The organism is Streptomyces sp. 150FB (genome assembly GCF_000818195.1).
In the GTDB taxonomy this organism is placed as follows: Bacteria; Actinomycetota; Actinomycetes; order Streptomycetales; family Streptomycetaceae; genus Streptomyces.
Genome location: NZ_JTHL01000001.1, coordinates 3,807,901 through 3,825,124, shown reverse-complemented (window position 1 = coordinate 3,825,124; position 17,224 = coordinate 3,807,901). Strand labels below are relative to the sequence as shown.

Here is a 17,224-nt window from a genome sequence, read left to right as displayed (position 1 = left end):
GCCGGCCGCCTTCGCCCTGCTGCACCGGCCCGAGTCCGCGGGCGCCGACACCCTGGACGTACTCGTCGGGGACGTGACGGCCCCGGCGACGCTCGCCGCCCTGCCGCTGCCGGAAGCGCCGGCGGCGGACGGCGCCCGGCACGAGGTGCTCACCCTCGTCCCGTACCGGCAGATGGCCGAGCGCGGATACGCGGTCCCCGACGACGGCGCGCCGCTGCTGGCGCTGACCGTCACCGACCAGCAGCGGATGCGCCTCAGCGACGCGCTGCCGCGCCTCCCGCAGGTGTCCACAACGCTGCGCGGCGGCCACTTCGACGTGGACGACGACGCGTACCGGGACATCGTCCGGCGAGTCGTCGACGATGTGATCGGCCGGGGAGAGGGCGCGAACTTCGTCATCAAGCGTTCCTTCGTCGCCGACATCACCGACTACGGTCCCCACAGCGCGCTCTCCTTCTTCTCCCGGCTCCTCACCCAGGAGGTCGGCGCCTACTGGACGTTCCTCGTCCACGTCGGCGACCGCACCTTCGTCGGTGCCTCGCCCGAGCGGCATGTCAGCCTCGACGGGGGCTTGGCCGTGATGAACCCCGTCAGCGGCACGTACCGCTATCCGGCCGGCGGCCCCACCCTGCCCGAGGTCATGGACTTCCTCGCCGATCGCAAGGAAGCCGACGAGCTGTACATGGTCGTCGACGAGGAACTGAAGATGATGGCGCGGATCTGCCCGTCCGGCGGCCGTGTCGTCGGTCCCCATCTCAAGGAGATGGCCCGGCTCGCGCACACCGAGTACTTCATCGAGGGGCACACGGACCGCGACGTACGCGACATCCTGCGCGAGACGATGTTCGCGCCGACGGTGACCGGTTCGCCGCTGGAGAGCGCCTGCCGGGTCATCAACACGTACGAGCCGGCGGGGCGCGGCTACTACAGCGGCGTTGTCGCCCTCATCGGGCGTGACGGACACGGCGGTCGCGCCATGGACTCGGCCATCCTCATCCGCACCGCGGACATCGACAGCGGAGGCCGGCTGAGCGTCGGGGTCGGCGCCACCCTCGTACGCCACTCGGACCCCGCCTCGGAGGCCGCCGAGACGCGCGCCAAGGCGTCCGCACTGGTGGCCGCACTGGAGTCGGGCAACACCGGGCGCTTCGCCGCCCACCCGCGGGTGCTGGCCGCCCTGGAGCGGCGCAACGACTCCGTCGCGGACTTCTGGCTGAGCGACAGCGAGAACCGCACAGCGCCGGTGCCAGTACTCGCCGGGCGCCGTGTCCTCGTCATCGACGCCGAGGACACGTTCACCTCCATGATCGAACGCCAACTGAGCTCCCTGGGACTTGAGGTGACCGTCCGGCGCTTCGACCAGCCGTACTCCTTCGACGACGGCCACGACCTCGTCGTGATGGGGCCGGGCCCCGGCGACCCGACGGCGACCGGCGAGCCGAAAATGCGGCACCTGCACGCGGCGGTGCGGACACTGCTGCGTCGGGGCGGGCCGTTCCTCGCCGTATGCCTGAGCCACCAGGTGCTCTCGCTGGAGCTCGGTCTTCCCATAGAGCGGCTGCCGGCCCCCAACCAGGGCCTCCGGAAGGAGATCGACCTCTTCGGCAACGCCGAGCACGTCGGCTTCTACAACACGTTCGCCGCCCGCAGTCACGCCGACAAGCACGAGGTCGACGAGGTCGGTCCGGTGGAGGTGTGCCGGGATCCGGCGACCGGCGAGGTGCACGCGCTGCGCGGACCTCACTTCATGTCCATGCAGTTCCACGCCGAGTCGGTCCTGACCCAGGACGGCCCGCGCATCCTCGCCACCGCCGTACGCACGGTGCTGGGCGTATGACCACGGACCAGAGGGAGAACCAGATGTATCCGTATGTTGTCGTCGACGCCTTCGCGCGAGAGGCACTCAAGGGCAATCCGGTCGCCGTGTACTTCGACTGCGACGACCTGACGGGCAGTCAGATGCAGCGCATCGCACGGGAGATGAACCTCTCAGAGACCACCTTCGTGCTCAGCCCCGAGCAGGGCGGCGACGCCCACGTCAGGGTCTTCACCCCCGTCAACGAACTGCCGTTCGCCGGGCATCCGCTGCTCGGCACCGCCATCGCCCTGGGCAACCGACGCCCGGGGGACGAGCTGAAGCTCGAAACCGGCATGGGACTCATCCCCTTCTCGCTGGTCCGTGACGACGGAGTGGTCACCGCTGCCTGGATGCGGCAGCCCGTTCCGTCCTGGGAGCCCTTCGAGCAGCGCGAGGAACTACTGGCGGCCCTCGGGGTGTCCGAGCCCGTCCTGCCGGTGGACGTCTACCGCAACGGTCCCCGGCATGTCCTGATCGCGCTGGGCAGCGTCGAGGAGCTGTCGGCCCTCACGCCCGACCACCGGGCGCTCGGCGCGTTCCCCGACATGGCGGCCAACTGCTTCGCCGGGGCCGGGGCGCTGTGGCGCAGCCGTATGTTCTCGCCGGCGTACGGCGTGGTCGAGGACGCCGCCACCGGCTCGGCGGCGGGGCCCATCGCGATCCATCTCGCCCGCCACGGGCTCGCGGCGTACGGGCGGCGCGTCCGGATCACCCAGGGTGTCGAGATGGGCCGCCCCTCCCCGATGCACGCGCTCGTCGAGGGCGACGGGGAGTTGGTGCACTCGGTCGAGGTGGGCGGCGACGGCGTTGTGGTGATCGAGGGAACGCTGCGGCTGTGACCCGACGAGGCCATGTCCCCGGGCAAGTCCCCTGAGACGTCCGCCGGAGAGTCCAAGACCCGCGGTCCGCTCGTACCCGCTCATCCCGTATACGGAGACGCTCATGAACAGCACCAGGTCGGAATCGCTCACCGGAACCGTGGAGGTCGGCTTCCCGCAGTTCCGCACCCCGCCGCCGGAGCCGATGGGTCTGCTGCGGGAATGGCTCGACGGTGCGGCACACCAAGAGGTACGCGAACCATGCGCGTTGGCGCTCGCCACCTCCGGCGCCGACGGCCGGACCTCGTCCAGGATCGTCGTGTTGAACAAGCTCACGGAGACCGGGCTGCTCTTCGCCACCCACAGCGGCAGCCGCAAGGGCACCGAACTCGCCGCCAACCCCTGGGCGTCCGGCGTTCTGTACTGGCGCGAGACCAGCCGGCAGATCACCGTCGCTGGTCCGGTCGTACGGCTGCGGGACGCCGAGGCCGACGCGCTGTGGGCCGCCCGCGCGGTGTTCACCCACGCCATGTCGTCGGCGTCCCGCCAGAGTGAGCCGCTGGAGGATCTCGACCAGGTGGCGGCGCTGCGGATACGGGCCGGGGAGCTGGGGGAGCGCGGGGCGCTGCCCCGGCCCGCCGGCTTCGCCGCGTACGAACTGCGGCCCGAGCGGGTCGAGTTCTGGGCCAACGGCACCGACCGGCTGCATGAGCGGCTGTATTACGAGCGGTCCGGCGGCAACTGGAGCGTCGGCCGGCTCCAGCCGTGAGGCGCGTACGAGAGAGCGTGACGACACCGACACCCGCACCGACACCCGCACCGACACCGATACACGCACCGACACCGATCGCGAGAACACGATGCAGGATTCCGGCCCTCCCTCCGCTCCGAGCGGCTTCCTCCACAGCGGTTTCCACACCAGTGCGCGGCGCTTCCCCGGCCGGCCCGCGCTGATCCTGGGCGGACACACCTGGACGTACGAGGAACTCGACGGTGTGGTCCGCCGCTGGGCCACCGCGCTCAGCCGTGCCGGCGGTCCGCCGAGGCGGGTGGGGATCCTCGGCCATCGCAGCCTGGTCACCTACGCCGGCTTCCTGGCGGGGCTCTACGCGGGCGCGACCGTGGTGCCGCTCAACAAGAAGTACCCCGTGTCCCGCAACAAGGACATCGCCGAACGTGCGGGCCTGGACGTCATCCTGGCCGATGACGGCTCGCTCGGACAGCTCCGTCAACTGCTGAACTCGCTGGACAAGGCCCCCGCCGTCCTTCTCCCCGAGACGGACAAGGCGCCCGCGGGCCTGCCGGGTGAGGTCTCCGTACTCAGCCGTGCCGAGGTCGGGCGCTGCGCGCCGCTCGCCGAGCCGGTGTTCGCCGACCCCGACGCCGTCGCGTACCTGCTGTTCACCTCGGGATCGACGGGACGCCCCAAGGGCGTGCCGATCTCGCACGCCAATGTGCACTGGTTCCTGTGCGCCAACGACGAGCGGTACGGGTTCACCGAGGTCGACCGGTTCGCGCACACCGCCGACCAGACCTTCGACCTGTCGATCTTCGATCCGTTCATGGCCTGGGGCAGCGGGGCGTGCCTGCTGCCCATGGACGCCTTCGAGTTGCTGGCGCCCCTCGACTTCATCCGCGAACAGCGGCTCACCGTCTGGCTGTCGGTCCCCTCGGTGGCGGCGCTGCAACACCGTAACGGCCTGCTGGAGCCGGGCAGTCTGCCAACTCTCCGGCACAGCCTGTTCTGTGGCGAGGCGCTCCCGGCCCCGGTGGCGCGGGCGTGGGCGGAGGCGGCGGACAACTCCGTGCTGGAGAATCTCTACGGGCCCACCGAGGCGACCGTCGCGTGCCTGGTGCACCGCTGGGACCCCGGGACCTCGCCGGAGCGCTCACTGAACGGGATCGTGCCGATCGGGGCGCCGTACCCGGGCATGGAGGTCGCCGTCCTGGCCGGGGACGGTACGCCGGTGGGCGACGGCGAGGTGGGGGAACTGTGCCTGAGCGGCCCCCAGGTGTTCAAGGGCTACTGGGAGGCTCCGGACCTCACAGCGGCTGCCTTCCACATCGCGGCGCGGGAGGACGGCGAGCCACGCGGGTGGTATCGGACGGGCGACCTCGGCCGTGCGATCGGACACGGGGAGTACGGATACCTCGGCCGGCTCGACACGCAGGTCAAGATCCTCGGCCACCGGATCGAGACGGCCGAGGTGGAGGCGCGTCTGCTGAGCCAGGAAGGGGTGGACGGGGCCGTGGTGATCGCTGTCGCGGACGCCGAGGAGGGCACGATGATGCTCGCCGCGATCCTCTCCGGCGCCGCACTCGACGTCGAGGCGGTCGACAAGGGACTGCGCGCCACTCTGCCCCCGTACATGATCCCGCTGAGCTACCACCCGTTGGAGGTCTTCCCGCTGAACACCAACGGGAAGGTCGACCGCAAGGTGCTGCGCGAGCGGGTGGCATCGGGGGAACTGGAGCCGTTCCCGCTCTGAGCACGCCAACTCGCACGACCGAGAGGAACGTTCACATGAACGGCGCCCCAGCGGCGGACGGGCCGGCGCACGTCGGCCTCTTGCGGAAAGAACTGCCGGACGCGGTGCTCGCGCCGGGCGACGACGGGTTCGACGCCGCGTGCGCGGGCTTCCAGACCGCCTACCGGCACCGTCCGTCGGCCGTCGTGCGGGCGGACGGGAGCGAGACGGTGGCGGCGGCCGTCGCGCACGCGGCGGACCACGGCCTGTCCGTGGCGGTGCAGGCGACCGGCCACGGCCTGTCGGTCCCCGCCGAAGGCGGCGTACTCATCAGCACCGCGGGTTTACGGGGGGTCACGGTGGACGCCGGGGCCCGGACCGCGCGGATCGCGCCGGGGACCCGCTTCAGCGAGATCATCGAGGCGGCGGCGCGCTACGGGCTCGCGCCGCTGAACGGCTCGGCCCCGGACGTGGGCGCTGTCGGTTACGTGCTCGGCGGCGGACTCGGCCTGCTCGGGCGGCAGTTCGGCTACGCGGCCGACCATGTGACGTCCGTCGACGTCGTCACGGCCGACGCCCGCGTACGGCATGTCACGGCTGACAGCGACGCCGATCTGTTCTGGGCGCTGCGCGGTGCCGGGACGAACTTCGGTGTGGTGACCGGGATGGAGATCGGCCTGGTGCCGGTCAGCCGGATGTACGGAGGTGAGCTGGTCTTCGACCTGGCACGTGTCCCCGGCATCCTGGAGGTCTACCGGCAGTGGACCGGGACGCTCCCCGAGGAGCTGACGTCCTCGGTGTCGCTGGTGGCCTACCCGGATCTGCCCATGCTCCCCGACCGGCTGCGCGGCCGGCACCTCGCCCAGGTGCGGATCGCGTACACCGGGGACTCCCGGCGGGGCGAGGAGCTGACGGCGCCGCTGCGGGAGGCGGGGCCGAGGCAGTCGGACAGCGTCGCCGAGATGCCGTACACGGAGTGCGGCTCCATCCACGACGACCCGCCTCTGCCGCACGCGTACCTGGGCGACAACGTGCTCCTGCGGGAGTTCGGCGCCGAGGACGCCGCCGCTGTCCTGAGGGGCGCCGGACCCGGCTCCGGAGTGCCGTGCGTGGTCGAGATACGCCACCTCGGCGGAGCGCTCGGCCGCGCGCCCCTGGTGCCGAACGCGGTGGGCCACCGCGACGCCCACTACCTCCTGCGCACGCTGACACCTCTCCAGTTCGCGGATCCTGACGAGGCACGCGCGGCCCACCGGCAGCTCCTCGGGGCCGTCGGCGGGGTCAGGGAGGCGTCGGTGGGCCGGTTCCACAACTTCGTCTACGGCGGGTGCGAGGACGGCGGCGCCCACCGCCCCGCCGACGACCTCTGGGAGCCGGCGGACCACGGCAGGCTCAGCGAGCTGAAGGCCGCGCTGGACCCCGCCAACATGTTCCGCTGCAACCGCAACGTGCGGCTCGCATAGGGAGGTTGGCGGGGGGTTCATGCGTCAGGCCCCGCCGGGTCAGGCGAGGTCAGGCCAGGTCACGCTGCTGACGTGACCGCCGGCCGGCCGAGATGCCGCGCGAAGAAGCGGACCGCGCTGTCGGCCTCGAACCTGGGCAGCTCCTTGTGGCGGCCCGCGTTGGCGTGCAACGTCTTCTCCTTCGAGGCGAAGGCGTCGAACAACGCGAGGCCGGACGGGCGCGGAATGTGCTCGTCGTCCCACTGGAGGGTGAACTCGACCGGAATGGTGATCCGCTTCGCCGTCTCGGCCAGCGAGTCGTGCCAGAACAGACCGAAGACCGCGGCCGTGATGCGGGGATCGATCGCCGTCAGCGGCACGCCGATGGCCGTACCCATGTTCAGGCCGAGGTAGCCGACCGGCCCTTCGTGGCCTATCTCCGGCAGTTCCTGGAGCGCGTCCAGCGTCGCCAGCCACTCGGGCACGGCGCGCTCGGCGAGGTGGGCGTTGTAGCGGACGACGATCGGGCCTTCCGGCTCGCCCGCCGCCCTCGCGCGGAACAGCTCGGCGATTTCCCGCTCGTCGTGCGCCGTGCGCGGCCGGTCGCCGTGCCCGGGCGCGTCGATGACGGCGACGTGGAAACCGCAGCCGGTCACGAGACGGTGTGCGCGGCCGGACATGGCCGGTGCCTTCTTGTGCGTTCCGCCACCGTGCCCCATCAGCACCAGGGGCGCGCGGCCGGAGCCGGAAGCGGGCGACCAGAGCACGCCGGGGACCTCTCCCAGGGTGAAGTCGCGTTCGATGACACCGTCCGACGATGTCTCCGCGGTGAAATGCATTGAGTTCATGAGGTGTTGCCTTTCGGGGAGCCTTGTTGTCGAGGGGCTCCTCGGCGACACCTACGTCAATCGCCCGGCCGTGACGAGCAGGGGGAGCACCCACACAGATACAGCGTTCATGGGTCTCACCTCCTCGCACGACGTCACGGTCCCTCGGACGCTAGCAACCGAACGCGGTCCCGGCCAACACCTTTTCAGGTCGACGCCCGCTCCGGCTCCCGGCATCTGATCACCCCACCCGGCAGCCCGGGAGGGCGTGAAATATCAGACGCGCGGACGAAATAATCGGCGGCGGCCCACCGGAGTCAGAGCGACCATCGCATTCCCGGCGCGGCTCAGTCCAGGGCCAGGCCGAGACCCGCGAGGGACGGCAGTGTGTGTGCTCCCTCGACCGTGGCCTCGACGTCGAACCACTCCCTGAACTCCAGCGGGTAGCCGATCAGTTCACCGGCACTGCGGGGCAGGTCGGCCTTCTTCGCGGCCTCTTCGGACTCCCAGATCATCACCGCGCCCCAGCGGCTCTTCTCCGGATCGGAGACCCACACCTTCAGGAGCAGGCCGGGGATGTCCGACCAGTGTTGTTCGGCCTCCTCGCGGAGGAAGTCGCGCAGTGTCTCGGCGGTGTGTTCGGACTCGGTGAGATCCCACCAGGCGATCATTGCCTTCATCGCTCCAGTGTATGGACCGAAGCAGTGGTGAAAGCCGCCTTTCCACTCAAATCCCCGAGACCGGCGCGGAGTTGAGTAGCCACCACTCATGTGCCTGTTCTCCCTGGATGATCGGATAACGGACATACGACCATCCAGCGCCGGGCCCGATCAGCGGGGCCGGCCGGCCATGCCACCACAGCCGGCCGTTGTTGAAGGAGGACGAGTGGCGCGTGCAGAGCTGTCGATCCTGGACTTGCCCCACGACGCGAGCCCGGACCCCGACGAACTCGTGTCGAGCGCGATGGACTGGCACTTCAGCCCCGGGACGGGATCCCCGTTCTGGCTGCGGCGGGCCGAGACGCTGGACTTCAACCCCCTGGCGGACGTCAAGAGTTACGACGACCTGAGGCTGTTCCCCAATGTCGCCAACGAACTGCGGGACGTGCCGGCGGCCGACCTCGTACCGCGAGGCTACGGAGACAACCCCGGCCTTGTCGGTGTGTTCGAGAGCGGCGGCACCACCGGCGCTCCCAAGCGGGTGGTCTGTCCGGGTGACTGGATGGACAAGCTCGTCGCCTGGAGCAACGCCAACCTGGACGTGCACGGCTTCCCGCGCGGGGTCGACTGGCTCGGCATCACCCCGTCGGGCCCGCACATCGTCGGTGAGATCTTCCGCCGCTCGGCCCTGACCCACGGCCGGTACGGCTTCCAGGTCGATCTCGATCCGCGCTGGGTCAAGCGGCTCATCGCCGAGGGCAAGGGCGGCCAGGCGGACGCGTACGCCGAGCATGTCGTGGACCAGGCCGCACACATCCTGCGTACCCAGCCCATCGGCGTGATGACGGTGACCCCGCCCCTGCTGGAGCGCATGACACAGCGCGACGAACTGGTCGACCTCATCAACAAGAAGGTGCGAGCGATCCGTTGGGGCGGCACCCAGATGGACGCCGACACCGCGCAGCTCTACCGCACCGAGATCTTCCCCGGGACCACGCTCTACGGTCACTACGGCAGCACGATGATCCTCGGCATCGCCGGCGAGCGGCACGGCACCCCGGCGCTGGAGCCGTGTGTCTTCGACACCTTCTCGCCCTACATCACCTTCCAGGTCGTGGACGCGGGCACCGGCGACCCCGTCCCGTACGGGCAGCGCGGGCAGGTCGTCATGCACCACGTCAGCAAGGCCCTGCTGCTGCCCAACAACCTGGAGCGCGACACCGCCGTCCGGGTACCGGCGCGGGAAGGCCGGATCGGCGACGCGGCCGCCGGCATCGCCCCGGTGGAGCGCTTCGACAACGAGACCGTCATCGAGGGGGTCTACTGATGGGGACGCCGAACAGGGAGACCCCCGGAACCGCCGCCTCCGACCTGCCCGTGGTGGACGCGCTGGGGCCCTCGGGCCCGTACCGCGCGAGCAACCGTCAGCAGGTCACCGATGTCACCGGCGCCGTCATGGCCGAACTCAGCCTTGTCCCCGTGCTGTTCGTCAACCGCACCATGAAGGCGCTGCGCGCCGCGGCGCCGCTGCCCGCCACCGAGCGGGCCGCGGCACTGGCGCGGGCCGCCGAACTGTTCAGGACCGCGACGCTGGGCGGCCTGACACCCGAGGAGTACGAGAGGGCCGTCACCGCGGTCTCCGGGCTCCCGATCGGGGTCGTGCGTACCGCGACCCGGACCTGCGCCGACCGCATCGCGCACTCCTACCGGAGCGTTCAACTCGCGGGCCCCCGGGGCAGTGTGTCCGACTGGCGTGATCCGCTGGCCCGCACCGGGCAGGCGGTGTGGACGCGCAGGGGCGAGGTGCTCGCCGTACACGTGCCGGGCAACCACCCCGGCACCCACGGCTTCTGGCCGGAGGCGCTGGCGGTCGGCTACCGGGTGGCCGTACGCCCCTCCCGCCGGGAGCCGTTCACCGCGCAGCGGCTGGTGCTCGCGCTGCGCGAGGCGGGGTTCGGCGACGACCGGGTGGCGCTGCTGCCCTGCGGCCACGACGCGGCCGACGCACTGGTGCGGAGCGCCGACCTGGCGTACGGCGGCGACGAGGTCATCCGGCAGTACGCCGACGACCCGGGGGTGCTCTCCCTCCAGCCGGGCCGCTCGAAGATCCTGCTGACCGCCGGAACCGACTGGCGCGAACACATCGACATGATCGTCGACTCCGTCAGCCGTCACGCCGGCAGCGGTTGCGTCAACGCCACGGCGATCCTGGTGGAGGGAGACCCCGCGCCGGTCGCCGGCGCCGTCGCCGAGCGGCTGGCCGCCCTGCCGAGCCTCCCGCCGTACGACGAGAAAGCGTGTCTGCCCGTCCAGCAGGAGAAGGCCGCCCGAGCCACCGAGACGTACGTTCTCGAACGGGCCAGGGGCACCCGCGCCTGGCTCGGCGGCACCGGTTTCGTCGACGAACTGGGCGACGGCAGCGCCGTGTTGCGCCCGACGGTTCACCAGGTGGACTCGGCGGACGCGCCGCAGGTGGGCGCCGAACTGCCCTTCCCCTGTGTGTGGGTCGCCCCCTGGAGCCGCGCCGACGGCATCGCACCGCTGCGCGACACACTCGTGCTGACGGTCGTCACCGGCGACGGGGAACTCGTCGACGCCCTGGTCGCCGAACCGACGATCAGCAATGTGCATGTGGGCAGCCGGGCTACGCACTGGCACCGGCCGGGACTGCCGCACGACGGCTATCTCGGCGAGTTCCTGATGCGCAGCAAGACGGTGGTCCACCTCTGACCGGCCGGGCGGCGTCTCCCCCGATCGCCGTCCGGTACGTACGAGGGCCGGCTCAGGACCGAAAGGTCCCGGGCCGGCCTTCGCGCGTGCCGGGCCCGGTGTTCCGGGCCGTCCCCATAAAGGAACGTTCTGCCCGCCAAGGAAAGTATTTATTGGACATCTAATTGCGGGTCGCGGATGATTTATCCATCGCACACATCACACATGTTCAAGAGGGGGAGTGGAGTGGATCACGCAGCCCGTCCGGAATCGGAACAAGGCAGACCCCTCGCTTCGGTGCAGGATTCCGTTCGGAATTCCTTACCGAATTCAGTATCGCATTCAGTACCGCATTCCACGGAACACGCGCGGGACCGGGAAACTGTCGATGTCATCTCCGAGATCTGGTGCGAGGTGCTCGACCTGCCCGAGGTCGGGATCGAGGACAACTTCTTCGACGCCGGCGGGCACTCCATCCTTCTGCGGTTGGTGCAGGACCGGGTGTGGCAGCGCCTCGGACGGCGGATCGAGCTCATCGATCTCTTCAACCATCCGACGGTCTTCTCCCTCGCACGGCACCTGGAGAGCGGCCCTGTGCCCACGGACACCGTGGGCGGCGGCGCCGGACGCGGCACGACACGCCGGGTCAGGGGTGCCGGGCTGCTCGGCAGGCGCCGGGGACAACTGGGCGGACAGGACGTCGCCGGCTCCCCGGTGGCCGGGGAGGAATTCGATGACTGACGCCGAGCGCGTGAACGCCGAACTCCAGGAAGGAAGCGACGGGTTCATCGCCGTCATCGGCATGGCCGGGCGTTTCCCGGGCGCCAGGGATCTCGACGAGTTCTGGGGAAATCTGTCGGAAGGAGTCGACACGATCAGCCGGGAACCCGCCAGGCAGGTCCCCGACAGCGAAAGCGCGACGGGATTCCTGGAGTACACCCCGGCGCGTGGACGCCTGGACGGCGCCGAGTGGTTCGACGCCGAGTACTTCGGATATTCGGCGAAGGAAGCCTTCCTGATCGATCCGCAGCACCGGGTCTTTCTGGAATGCGCGGTCGAGGCACTTGAGGACGCGGGCCAGGATCCCGACCGTTTTCCCGGAGCGATCGGCGTCTACGGCGGCTCCACCGAAACGCGGTACGCGGAGACCCTCCTGGCGCGGCGCGGCCAACTGCCCGGCGTGACCGAGGATGACGTCCTGCTGGGTACGGCACCGGACTTCCTGGTGTCACGCACCGCACAGCGGCTCGGGCTGCGCGGCCCGGCGATCGCCGTTCAGGCCGCCTGCGCCACCGCTCTGGTGGCCCTGCACACGGCCGGCCGGGGACTGCTCGCGGGCGACTGCGACCTGGCCCTCGCGGGCGGTGTCGCCGTACACGTGCCGCCGAAGAACATCGTCTGGACCGGCGCCGACGGCACCCTGGCGCCGGACGGCGTCTGCCGCGCCTTCGACGCACGCGGCGCCGGAACGGTCGCGGGCAACGGCGTGGGCATCGTCGTACTCAAGCGCCTGTCCGACGCCCTGGCCGACGGAGATCACATCCGGGCCGTGGTGCGCGGTTCAGCGGTGACCAACGACGGTGCGGCGCGCATCGGATTCAGCGCCCCCAGCGTGGAGGGACAGGCCGCAGCGGTGCGCGAGGCCCAGCTCGCCGCCGGTACCGACGCCAGAACCATCACGTACGTGGAGGCGCACGGCACGGCCACCCCGCTGGGCGACCCCATCGAAATGGCCGCGCTGACCCAGGCGTTCAGGTCCGACACCGACGACAAGGGCTTCTGTTCCGTCGGATCCGTGAAGACCAACATCGGACACGCCGACGCCGCCGCCGGAGCGGCCGGGCTCATCAAGACCGTGCTCGCGATGGAGCACGCGATGATCCCGCCGAGCCTCCACCACACCGAGCCCAACCCGGCGATCGACTTCGATTCGAGCCCGTTCCGCGTGGCGACCCGCCTCCAGGAGTGGGAGCCGTACGGTCCGGTGCGCCGGGCCGGTGTCAGCTCCTTCGCCGTGGGCGGCGTCAACGCACATGTCGTACTGGAGCAGGCGCCGCGCCGTACCGGCGGCGGGGACGCGCGCCCGGCCCAGCTCCTCGTCCTCTCCGCACGGACCAGGTCCGCCCTGCGAGCGCGGATCCGCCAGATCACCGGACACCTCGACGGGGACCCCGCACCCGTACTCGCCGACGTCGCGTGGACTCTCCAGACGGGCCGGCGGGAGCACGAGCACCGCGCGTTCGTCGTCGTCGGTGAGGAGCTGACGCGGGGACTGAGCCTCGGCGAGGCCTGCGCGGCGCGGGTGGTCCTCGGTGAACAGCCGCCGCGCGGCCGGCCCGTTGTCTTCTTCTTCCCCGGCGAGCCGGGCCCGGCGGAGGCCTGGCGCCTGCACGCGTCGGAGCCCGCGTTCCAGGGCGCGTTCGATGCCTGTCTGGAGACGGTCGGCCCCGAACTGGCGGGCGCCGTACGGCGCGTGGCGCGCGGAGCCGCGTTCCCCGCCGACCGGACCGCACGCGACGTCTACGTCTTCGCGCTGGAGTACGCGCTCGCCGCGCTCTGGCAGCACTGGGGCGTCCGCCCGGCCGCCGTCCACGGGAGCGGGGTGGGAGCGCTGGTCGCCGCCGCGACGGCAGGGGCGTTCACCCTCCCGGACGTGCTGCGGCTGGTGGCCGAACGCGCCGGAGGCGGCGCGGGCGAGGCCCCGCCCGCGGGCCCCGTCCGGATACCGGTCGTGCTCGGCGTCGGCCACGACGGTGGCGACGGGCACTGGTACGGCGCGGGCACGGTCATCGGCGCCGACCAGTGGGCCGCCGAGTCCGGCGGGACACCCGCGCCGGACGCGGCGCTCGGCACCCTGGTGGAGGATCCCGAACGGATCCTGCTCCAGGTCGGGTTCGGTTCGGCGCTGATCAAGCGCGCGGAGCGATACGGGGCGGAGCAGCACCACCCGGCAACACCGGGTCCCCTGCTGCTTGCCGCCTTCCCGAACGGCGAACTGGCCGACGCCGGCGCCCTGTCGACGCTGTACACCGCGCTCGGAAAGCTCTGGCTGGCGGGCACAGCGATCTCCTGGGCCGCTGTGCACGACGGGGAACGCCGGTTCAGGACTCCGCTCCCCGGCTATCCCTTCGAGCGGCTGCCCTATCTGCTGAGGCACCCGGCGGAGGAGACGGCGGCGGGCGCCGACATACGTACGCGAGTGGCGCCGGCCACCGAGCAGTCGGAGCACGAGCGGTCGGAGCACGAGCGGTCGGAGCACGAGCGGTCTCCGGGAACCGCACCGCTCGGAGACCTGACGGCGGACGCGGGCCCGGTGACCGGGGGCAGGCCGGCCGACGACACCCCTCTGGCCCTTGTGCTGCGGCTCTTCTCCGACGCCCTCGGCCTGGCGGACATCGAGCCCGACGAAAGCTTCTTCGACCTCGGCGGGGACTCCCTGGTCGCCGCCAAACTGCTCGCTGAGATCCGTGAGGTCTACCCGGTGAAGATCGAGGCCCGGTCGCTGTTCACCACGCCCACGGCCGCCGGACTCGCCGAGCTGGTCGAGAGCCGGCTGGCCCAGCGGGGACATCAGCACAGCACCGACGAGGAGGCCTCGTGACCGCGACGGTGGACCGTGCGCCCGGAGCGCTCGGCGCGCTGGAGCAGCGCTGGCTGTCCAGCCGGAGGCAGAAGACCGGCACCACGCTGGATCTGTACTGCTTCGCCCACGCGGGTGGCTCCGGGGGCGAGTTCGTACGGTGGTCCGACGGGCTGCCCGGCATCAAGCTCTGGGCCGTACGCATGCCGGGCCGGGCGCCGCGCGAAACCGAGGCTCCGTACACCCGGTTGACCGATCTGGTCACCGATCTGGTCGAGCAGATCGACTTCGGCCGCAGGGACTTCGCGTTCTTCGGGCACAGCCTGGGCGCGCTGGTGGCGTTCGAGGTGACCCGCGAACTCCGGCGCGCCGGACGCCGACTGCCGCGACGGCTCCTGCTCTCCTCCATGCAGCCGCCGCCGATCACCACCCGGAAGTCCGTGCACCGGCTCTCCGACGACCAGCTCCTCGCCGAGATCGAGGGGCGCTGGGGCGCGCTTCCGCGGCCGATCCACGACGACGCGGAGATCCGGTCCATCGTGCTCGGCCATCTGCGCGCGGACGCGGAGATCGCCGACACCTACGCGTACGTGCCTCAGGATCCGCTTCCCGTCCCCGTCACCGCGTTCTGCGGCGACCAGGAGGACAGCGCCCAGCTCGGCTGGGACGTGCACACCAGGGCGGAGTTCGACTCCCACGTACTGCCGGGAGGCCATTTCTACTTCCGTGACCCGGACCGGCAGCGGGAGCTGACTTCTCTCATCAGCCAATCCCTCAGCCGATCCCCCGGCACCGAGAACTAGGGGCACATGACGATGCGTTACACCACCTTCGGCCGCCACACCGGCCTGCGGGTCTCCGAATACGCCCTGGGCACCGCCAACTTCGGCACCCTGTGGGGCGGAGGGGCGGGCCGGGCGGACGCGCGCAAGATATTCGACCGGTTCGCGGAGGCCGGCGGCACGCTGATCGACACGGCCGACAACTACCAGATCGGTGAGTCGGAGAAGCTCCTCGGCGAGTTCCTGGAGTCCGACCGCGACCACTTCGTGGTGACCACGAAATTCTCCCTGGGCGCGGGAAGGCCCCGGGTGTCCAGCACCGGCAACAGCCGCAAGAACATCAGGAAGTCCGTCGAGGCGAGCCTGAAGCGCCTGCGCACCGACCACATCGACCTGTACTGGGCCCATCTCCCGGATTCGGTGACCCCGGTCGAGGAGATCCTGACGGCCCTCGACGACCTGGTCCACGAAGGCAAGATCCTGCATGCCGGGCTCTCCAACTTCCCCGCCTGGCGGGTGAGCAGGGCCGGCGCCATCGCCGAACTGCGGGGCTGGACACCGCTGGTGGGAGTCCAGTTCGAGTACAGCCTCGCGGAGCGCGGTGCCGACCGCGAACTGCTGCCCATGGCCGAGGCGCTGGGCCTCGGCGCATGCCTGTGGGCGCCCCTCGGCGGTGGGCTGCTCACCGGCAAGTACCGCGAGAGCCGGAGCGGAAGGCTGAGCGACTGGGACGGACTCGCCATCCGTACGGAGGACAGCGAGCAGCGCACCGAGACCCTCGACGCGGTCCTCGCGATCGCGGCGGAGAGCGGTCTGTCCCCGGCGCAGGTGGCGACCGCCTGGGTACGGGCGCGCGCCGCGCGGTCGGGTACGGCGCTGGTGCCCGTCATCGGTCCCCGCACGGTCGAGCAGCTCGACGAGTACCTCGGTGCGCTCGATCTCACCCTCGACGAGGCGCAGATCGCGCGGCTGGACCAGGTCAGCGCGCCGCGACTCGGCCAGCCCTACGAGCTGATGGCCGGGCACCTCGAGTCGGTGCTCGGCGTCGAGAGGGACCGCTTCGTCGGTCCGAACACACCGGTGGCGTGAACGGACCGCAGCCCGAAACACACCGCAGCCCGAACACGCCGCTGCCGAAACACACCGCGCGAGCCGAGGCCGAGAACGTGAACCAGGAGGGGCGGACCGGCATGACCACATTCGAACCGGAGGCCGACGAAACGGAGATCGCCGTCGTCGGGATCGCGGCCCGCTTCGGGCAGGCCGCCGATCTCGACGCGTACAGGGGGCGGGTCACCGACCCCGCTCCCGCCCCCGGACAGCCGGGTGCCGGCCGGGGCCTGCGCGATCCCTACGCGTTCGACCACGCCTTCTTCGGCATCTCCCCCCGGGAAGCCGTCATCATGGACCCGCAGCAGCGGATGCTGCTGGAATGCGCGCACCACGCGCTGGAGGACGCGGCCCACGACCCGGCCGGCGACGGCGCGGTCATCGGGATCTACGCGGGCGGCGGCAGCACCGGCCACGCCGCCGCGCTGCGCCGGGGAGCCGGCGGGCCGGCGCACCTGGACGACCGGCAGATCAGGGTCGGCACCGGAGCCGACTTCCTCGCCTCCCGGGTCGCGTACAAGCTGGGCTCCACCGGGCCCGCGGTGACGGTCCAGGCGGCGGGCGCGACGGGGCTGGTGGCCGTGCACAGCGCGGTGCAGGCGCTGTTGGGCGGCGAGTGCGACCTCGCGCTGGCCGGGGCCGTCACCGTGGAGGCGGAGAGGGCGACCGGCGGCTGCGGCGTCCTCGTACTGAAGCTCCTGCGCGCCGCCAGGGAGGACGGCGACCGCGTCCACGCGCTCCTGCGGGCCACGGCCGTCGGCACGGCGGGCCGGGACGAGTCGCCGGGCGCCGCCCGCGACCGGGTCGTCAGGGACGCGCACGCGGCGGGCGGGGTGGCGGCCGACAGTGTCGTCACACTGCCTGTCACCTCGGGCGACCGGGTCACCGACACCGTGCCCGCCATGGCCGCGCTCGTCGACGCCGTCCTCGCGGTCCAGGACGGCAAGCTGCCCGGCACCGGCGGCGGCCCG

The 17,224-nt window shown here is 71.3% G+C and carries 14 protein-coding genes; 12 read left to right on the top strand and 2 right to left on the bottom strand.

Annotated features, from left to right (window positions below; translation table 11 throughout):
- The 5 genes from QR77_RS16330 to QR77_RS16310 form a co-directional block, all read left to right on the top strand.
- Positions 1–1,837: anthranilate synthase family protein (locus QR77_RS16330; protein ID WP_052489616.1), on the top strand; the 1,837-nt coding region annotated here is incomplete at its 5' end.
- Positions 1,834–2,697, top strand: a complete 864-nt coding sequence (locus tag QR77_RS16325; protein ID WP_347359782.1) for a PhzF family phenazine biosynthesis protein — start codon at positions 1,834–1,836, stop codon at positions 2,695–2,697. The genes QR77_RS16330 and QR77_RS16325, both read left to right, overlap by 4 nt.
- 103 nt (positions 2,698–2,800) lie before the next feature.
- Entirely contained in the window at positions 2,801–3,445 is a 645-nt protein-coding gene (gene phzG / locus QR77_RS16320; protein ID WP_040022515.1) for a phenazine biosynthesis FMN-dependent oxidase PhzG, read from the top strand.
- A complete protein-coding gene (locus tag QR77_RS16315) occupies positions 3,384–5,165 on the top strand; it encodes an amino acid adenylation domain-containing protein (RefSeq protein WP_052488814.1) in 1,782 nt (593 codons plus the stop codon). The genes phzG and QR77_RS16315 overlap by 62 nt, the downstream gene beginning before the upstream one ends.
- Before the next feature lie 35 nt (positions 5,166–5,200).
- Positions 5,201–6,607, top strand: a complete 1,407-nt coding sequence (locus tag QR77_RS16310; RefSeq protein WP_078876736.1) for an FAD-binding protein — start codon at positions 5,201–5,203, stop codon at positions 6,605–6,607.
- A gap of 59 nt (positions 6,608–6,666) precedes the next feature.
- On the opposite strand, the gene QR77_RS16305 is transcribed toward QR77_RS16310, so the two are convergent.
- Both QR77_RS16305 and QR77_RS16300 read right to left on the bottom strand, forming a co-directional pair.
- Positions 6,667–7,434: an alpha/beta hydrolase gene (locus QR77_RS16305; RefSeq protein WP_040022513.1), complete on the bottom strand. Its 768-nt coding sequence runs from the start codon at positions 7,432–7,434 to the stop codon at positions 6,667–6,669.
- 326 nt (positions 7,435–7,760) lie between these two features.
- Positions 7,761–8,093 carry a hypothetical protein gene (locus QR77_RS16300; protein WP_040022512.1) on the bottom strand — a complete coding sequence of 111 codons (333 nt, stop codon included), beginning with the start codon at positions 8,091–8,093 and terminating at the stop codon, positions 7,761–7,763.
- A 205-nt stretch (positions 8,094–8,298) separates the two neighbouring features.
- On the opposite strand from QR77_RS16300, the gene QR77_RS16295 reads away from it, so the two are divergent.
- The 7 genes from QR77_RS16295 to QR77_RS16265 all read left to right on the top strand — a co-directional run.
- Entirely contained in the window at positions 8,299–9,399 is a 1,101-nt protein-coding gene (locus tag QR77_RS16295; RefSeq protein WP_040022510.1) for an AMP-binding protein, read from the top strand.
- Positions 9,399–10,802, top strand: coding sequence for an aldehyde dehydrogenase family protein (locus QR77_RS16290; protein ID WP_052488812.1), 1,404 nt, complete (start codon positions 9,399–9,401; stop codon positions 10,800–10,802). Before QR77_RS16295 ends, QR77_RS16290 begins: the two co-directional genes overlap by 1 nt.
- A 177-nt stretch (positions 10,803–10,979) precedes the next feature.
- A complete protein-coding gene (locus QR77_RS49795; RefSeq protein WP_078876734.1) occupies positions 10,980–11,522 on the top strand; it encodes a phosphopantetheine-binding protein in 543 nt (180 codons plus the stop codon).
- Entirely contained in the window at positions 11,515–14,382 is a 2,868-nt protein-coding gene (locus QR77_RS16280; RefSeq protein ID WP_052488811.1) for a type I polyketide synthase, read from the top strand. Before QR77_RS49795 ends, QR77_RS16280 begins: the two co-directional genes overlap by 8 nt.
- The gene (locus QR77_RS16275; RefSeq protein ID WP_052488810.1) at positions 14,379–15,164 is read left to right on the top strand and encodes an alpha/beta fold hydrolase; all 786 of its coding nucleotides are present in this window, start codon (positions 14,379–14,381) and stop codon (positions 15,162–15,164) included. The genes QR77_RS16280 and QR77_RS16275 overlap by 4 nt, the downstream gene beginning before the upstream one ends.
- Positions 15,165–15,170: 6 nt before the next feature.
- Positions 15,171–16,232 (top strand): aldo/keto reductase, encoded by a 1,062-nt coding sequence (locus QR77_RS16270; protein ID WP_236710684.1) that lies wholly within the window; start codon positions 15,171–15,173, stop codon positions 16,230–16,232.
- 101 nt (positions 16,233–16,333) lie between these two features.
- Positions 16,334–17,224, top strand: an 891-nt coding sequence (locus tag QR77_RS16265) for a polyketide synthase (protein WP_150130390.1), incomplete at its 3' end; no start/stop codon positions are given.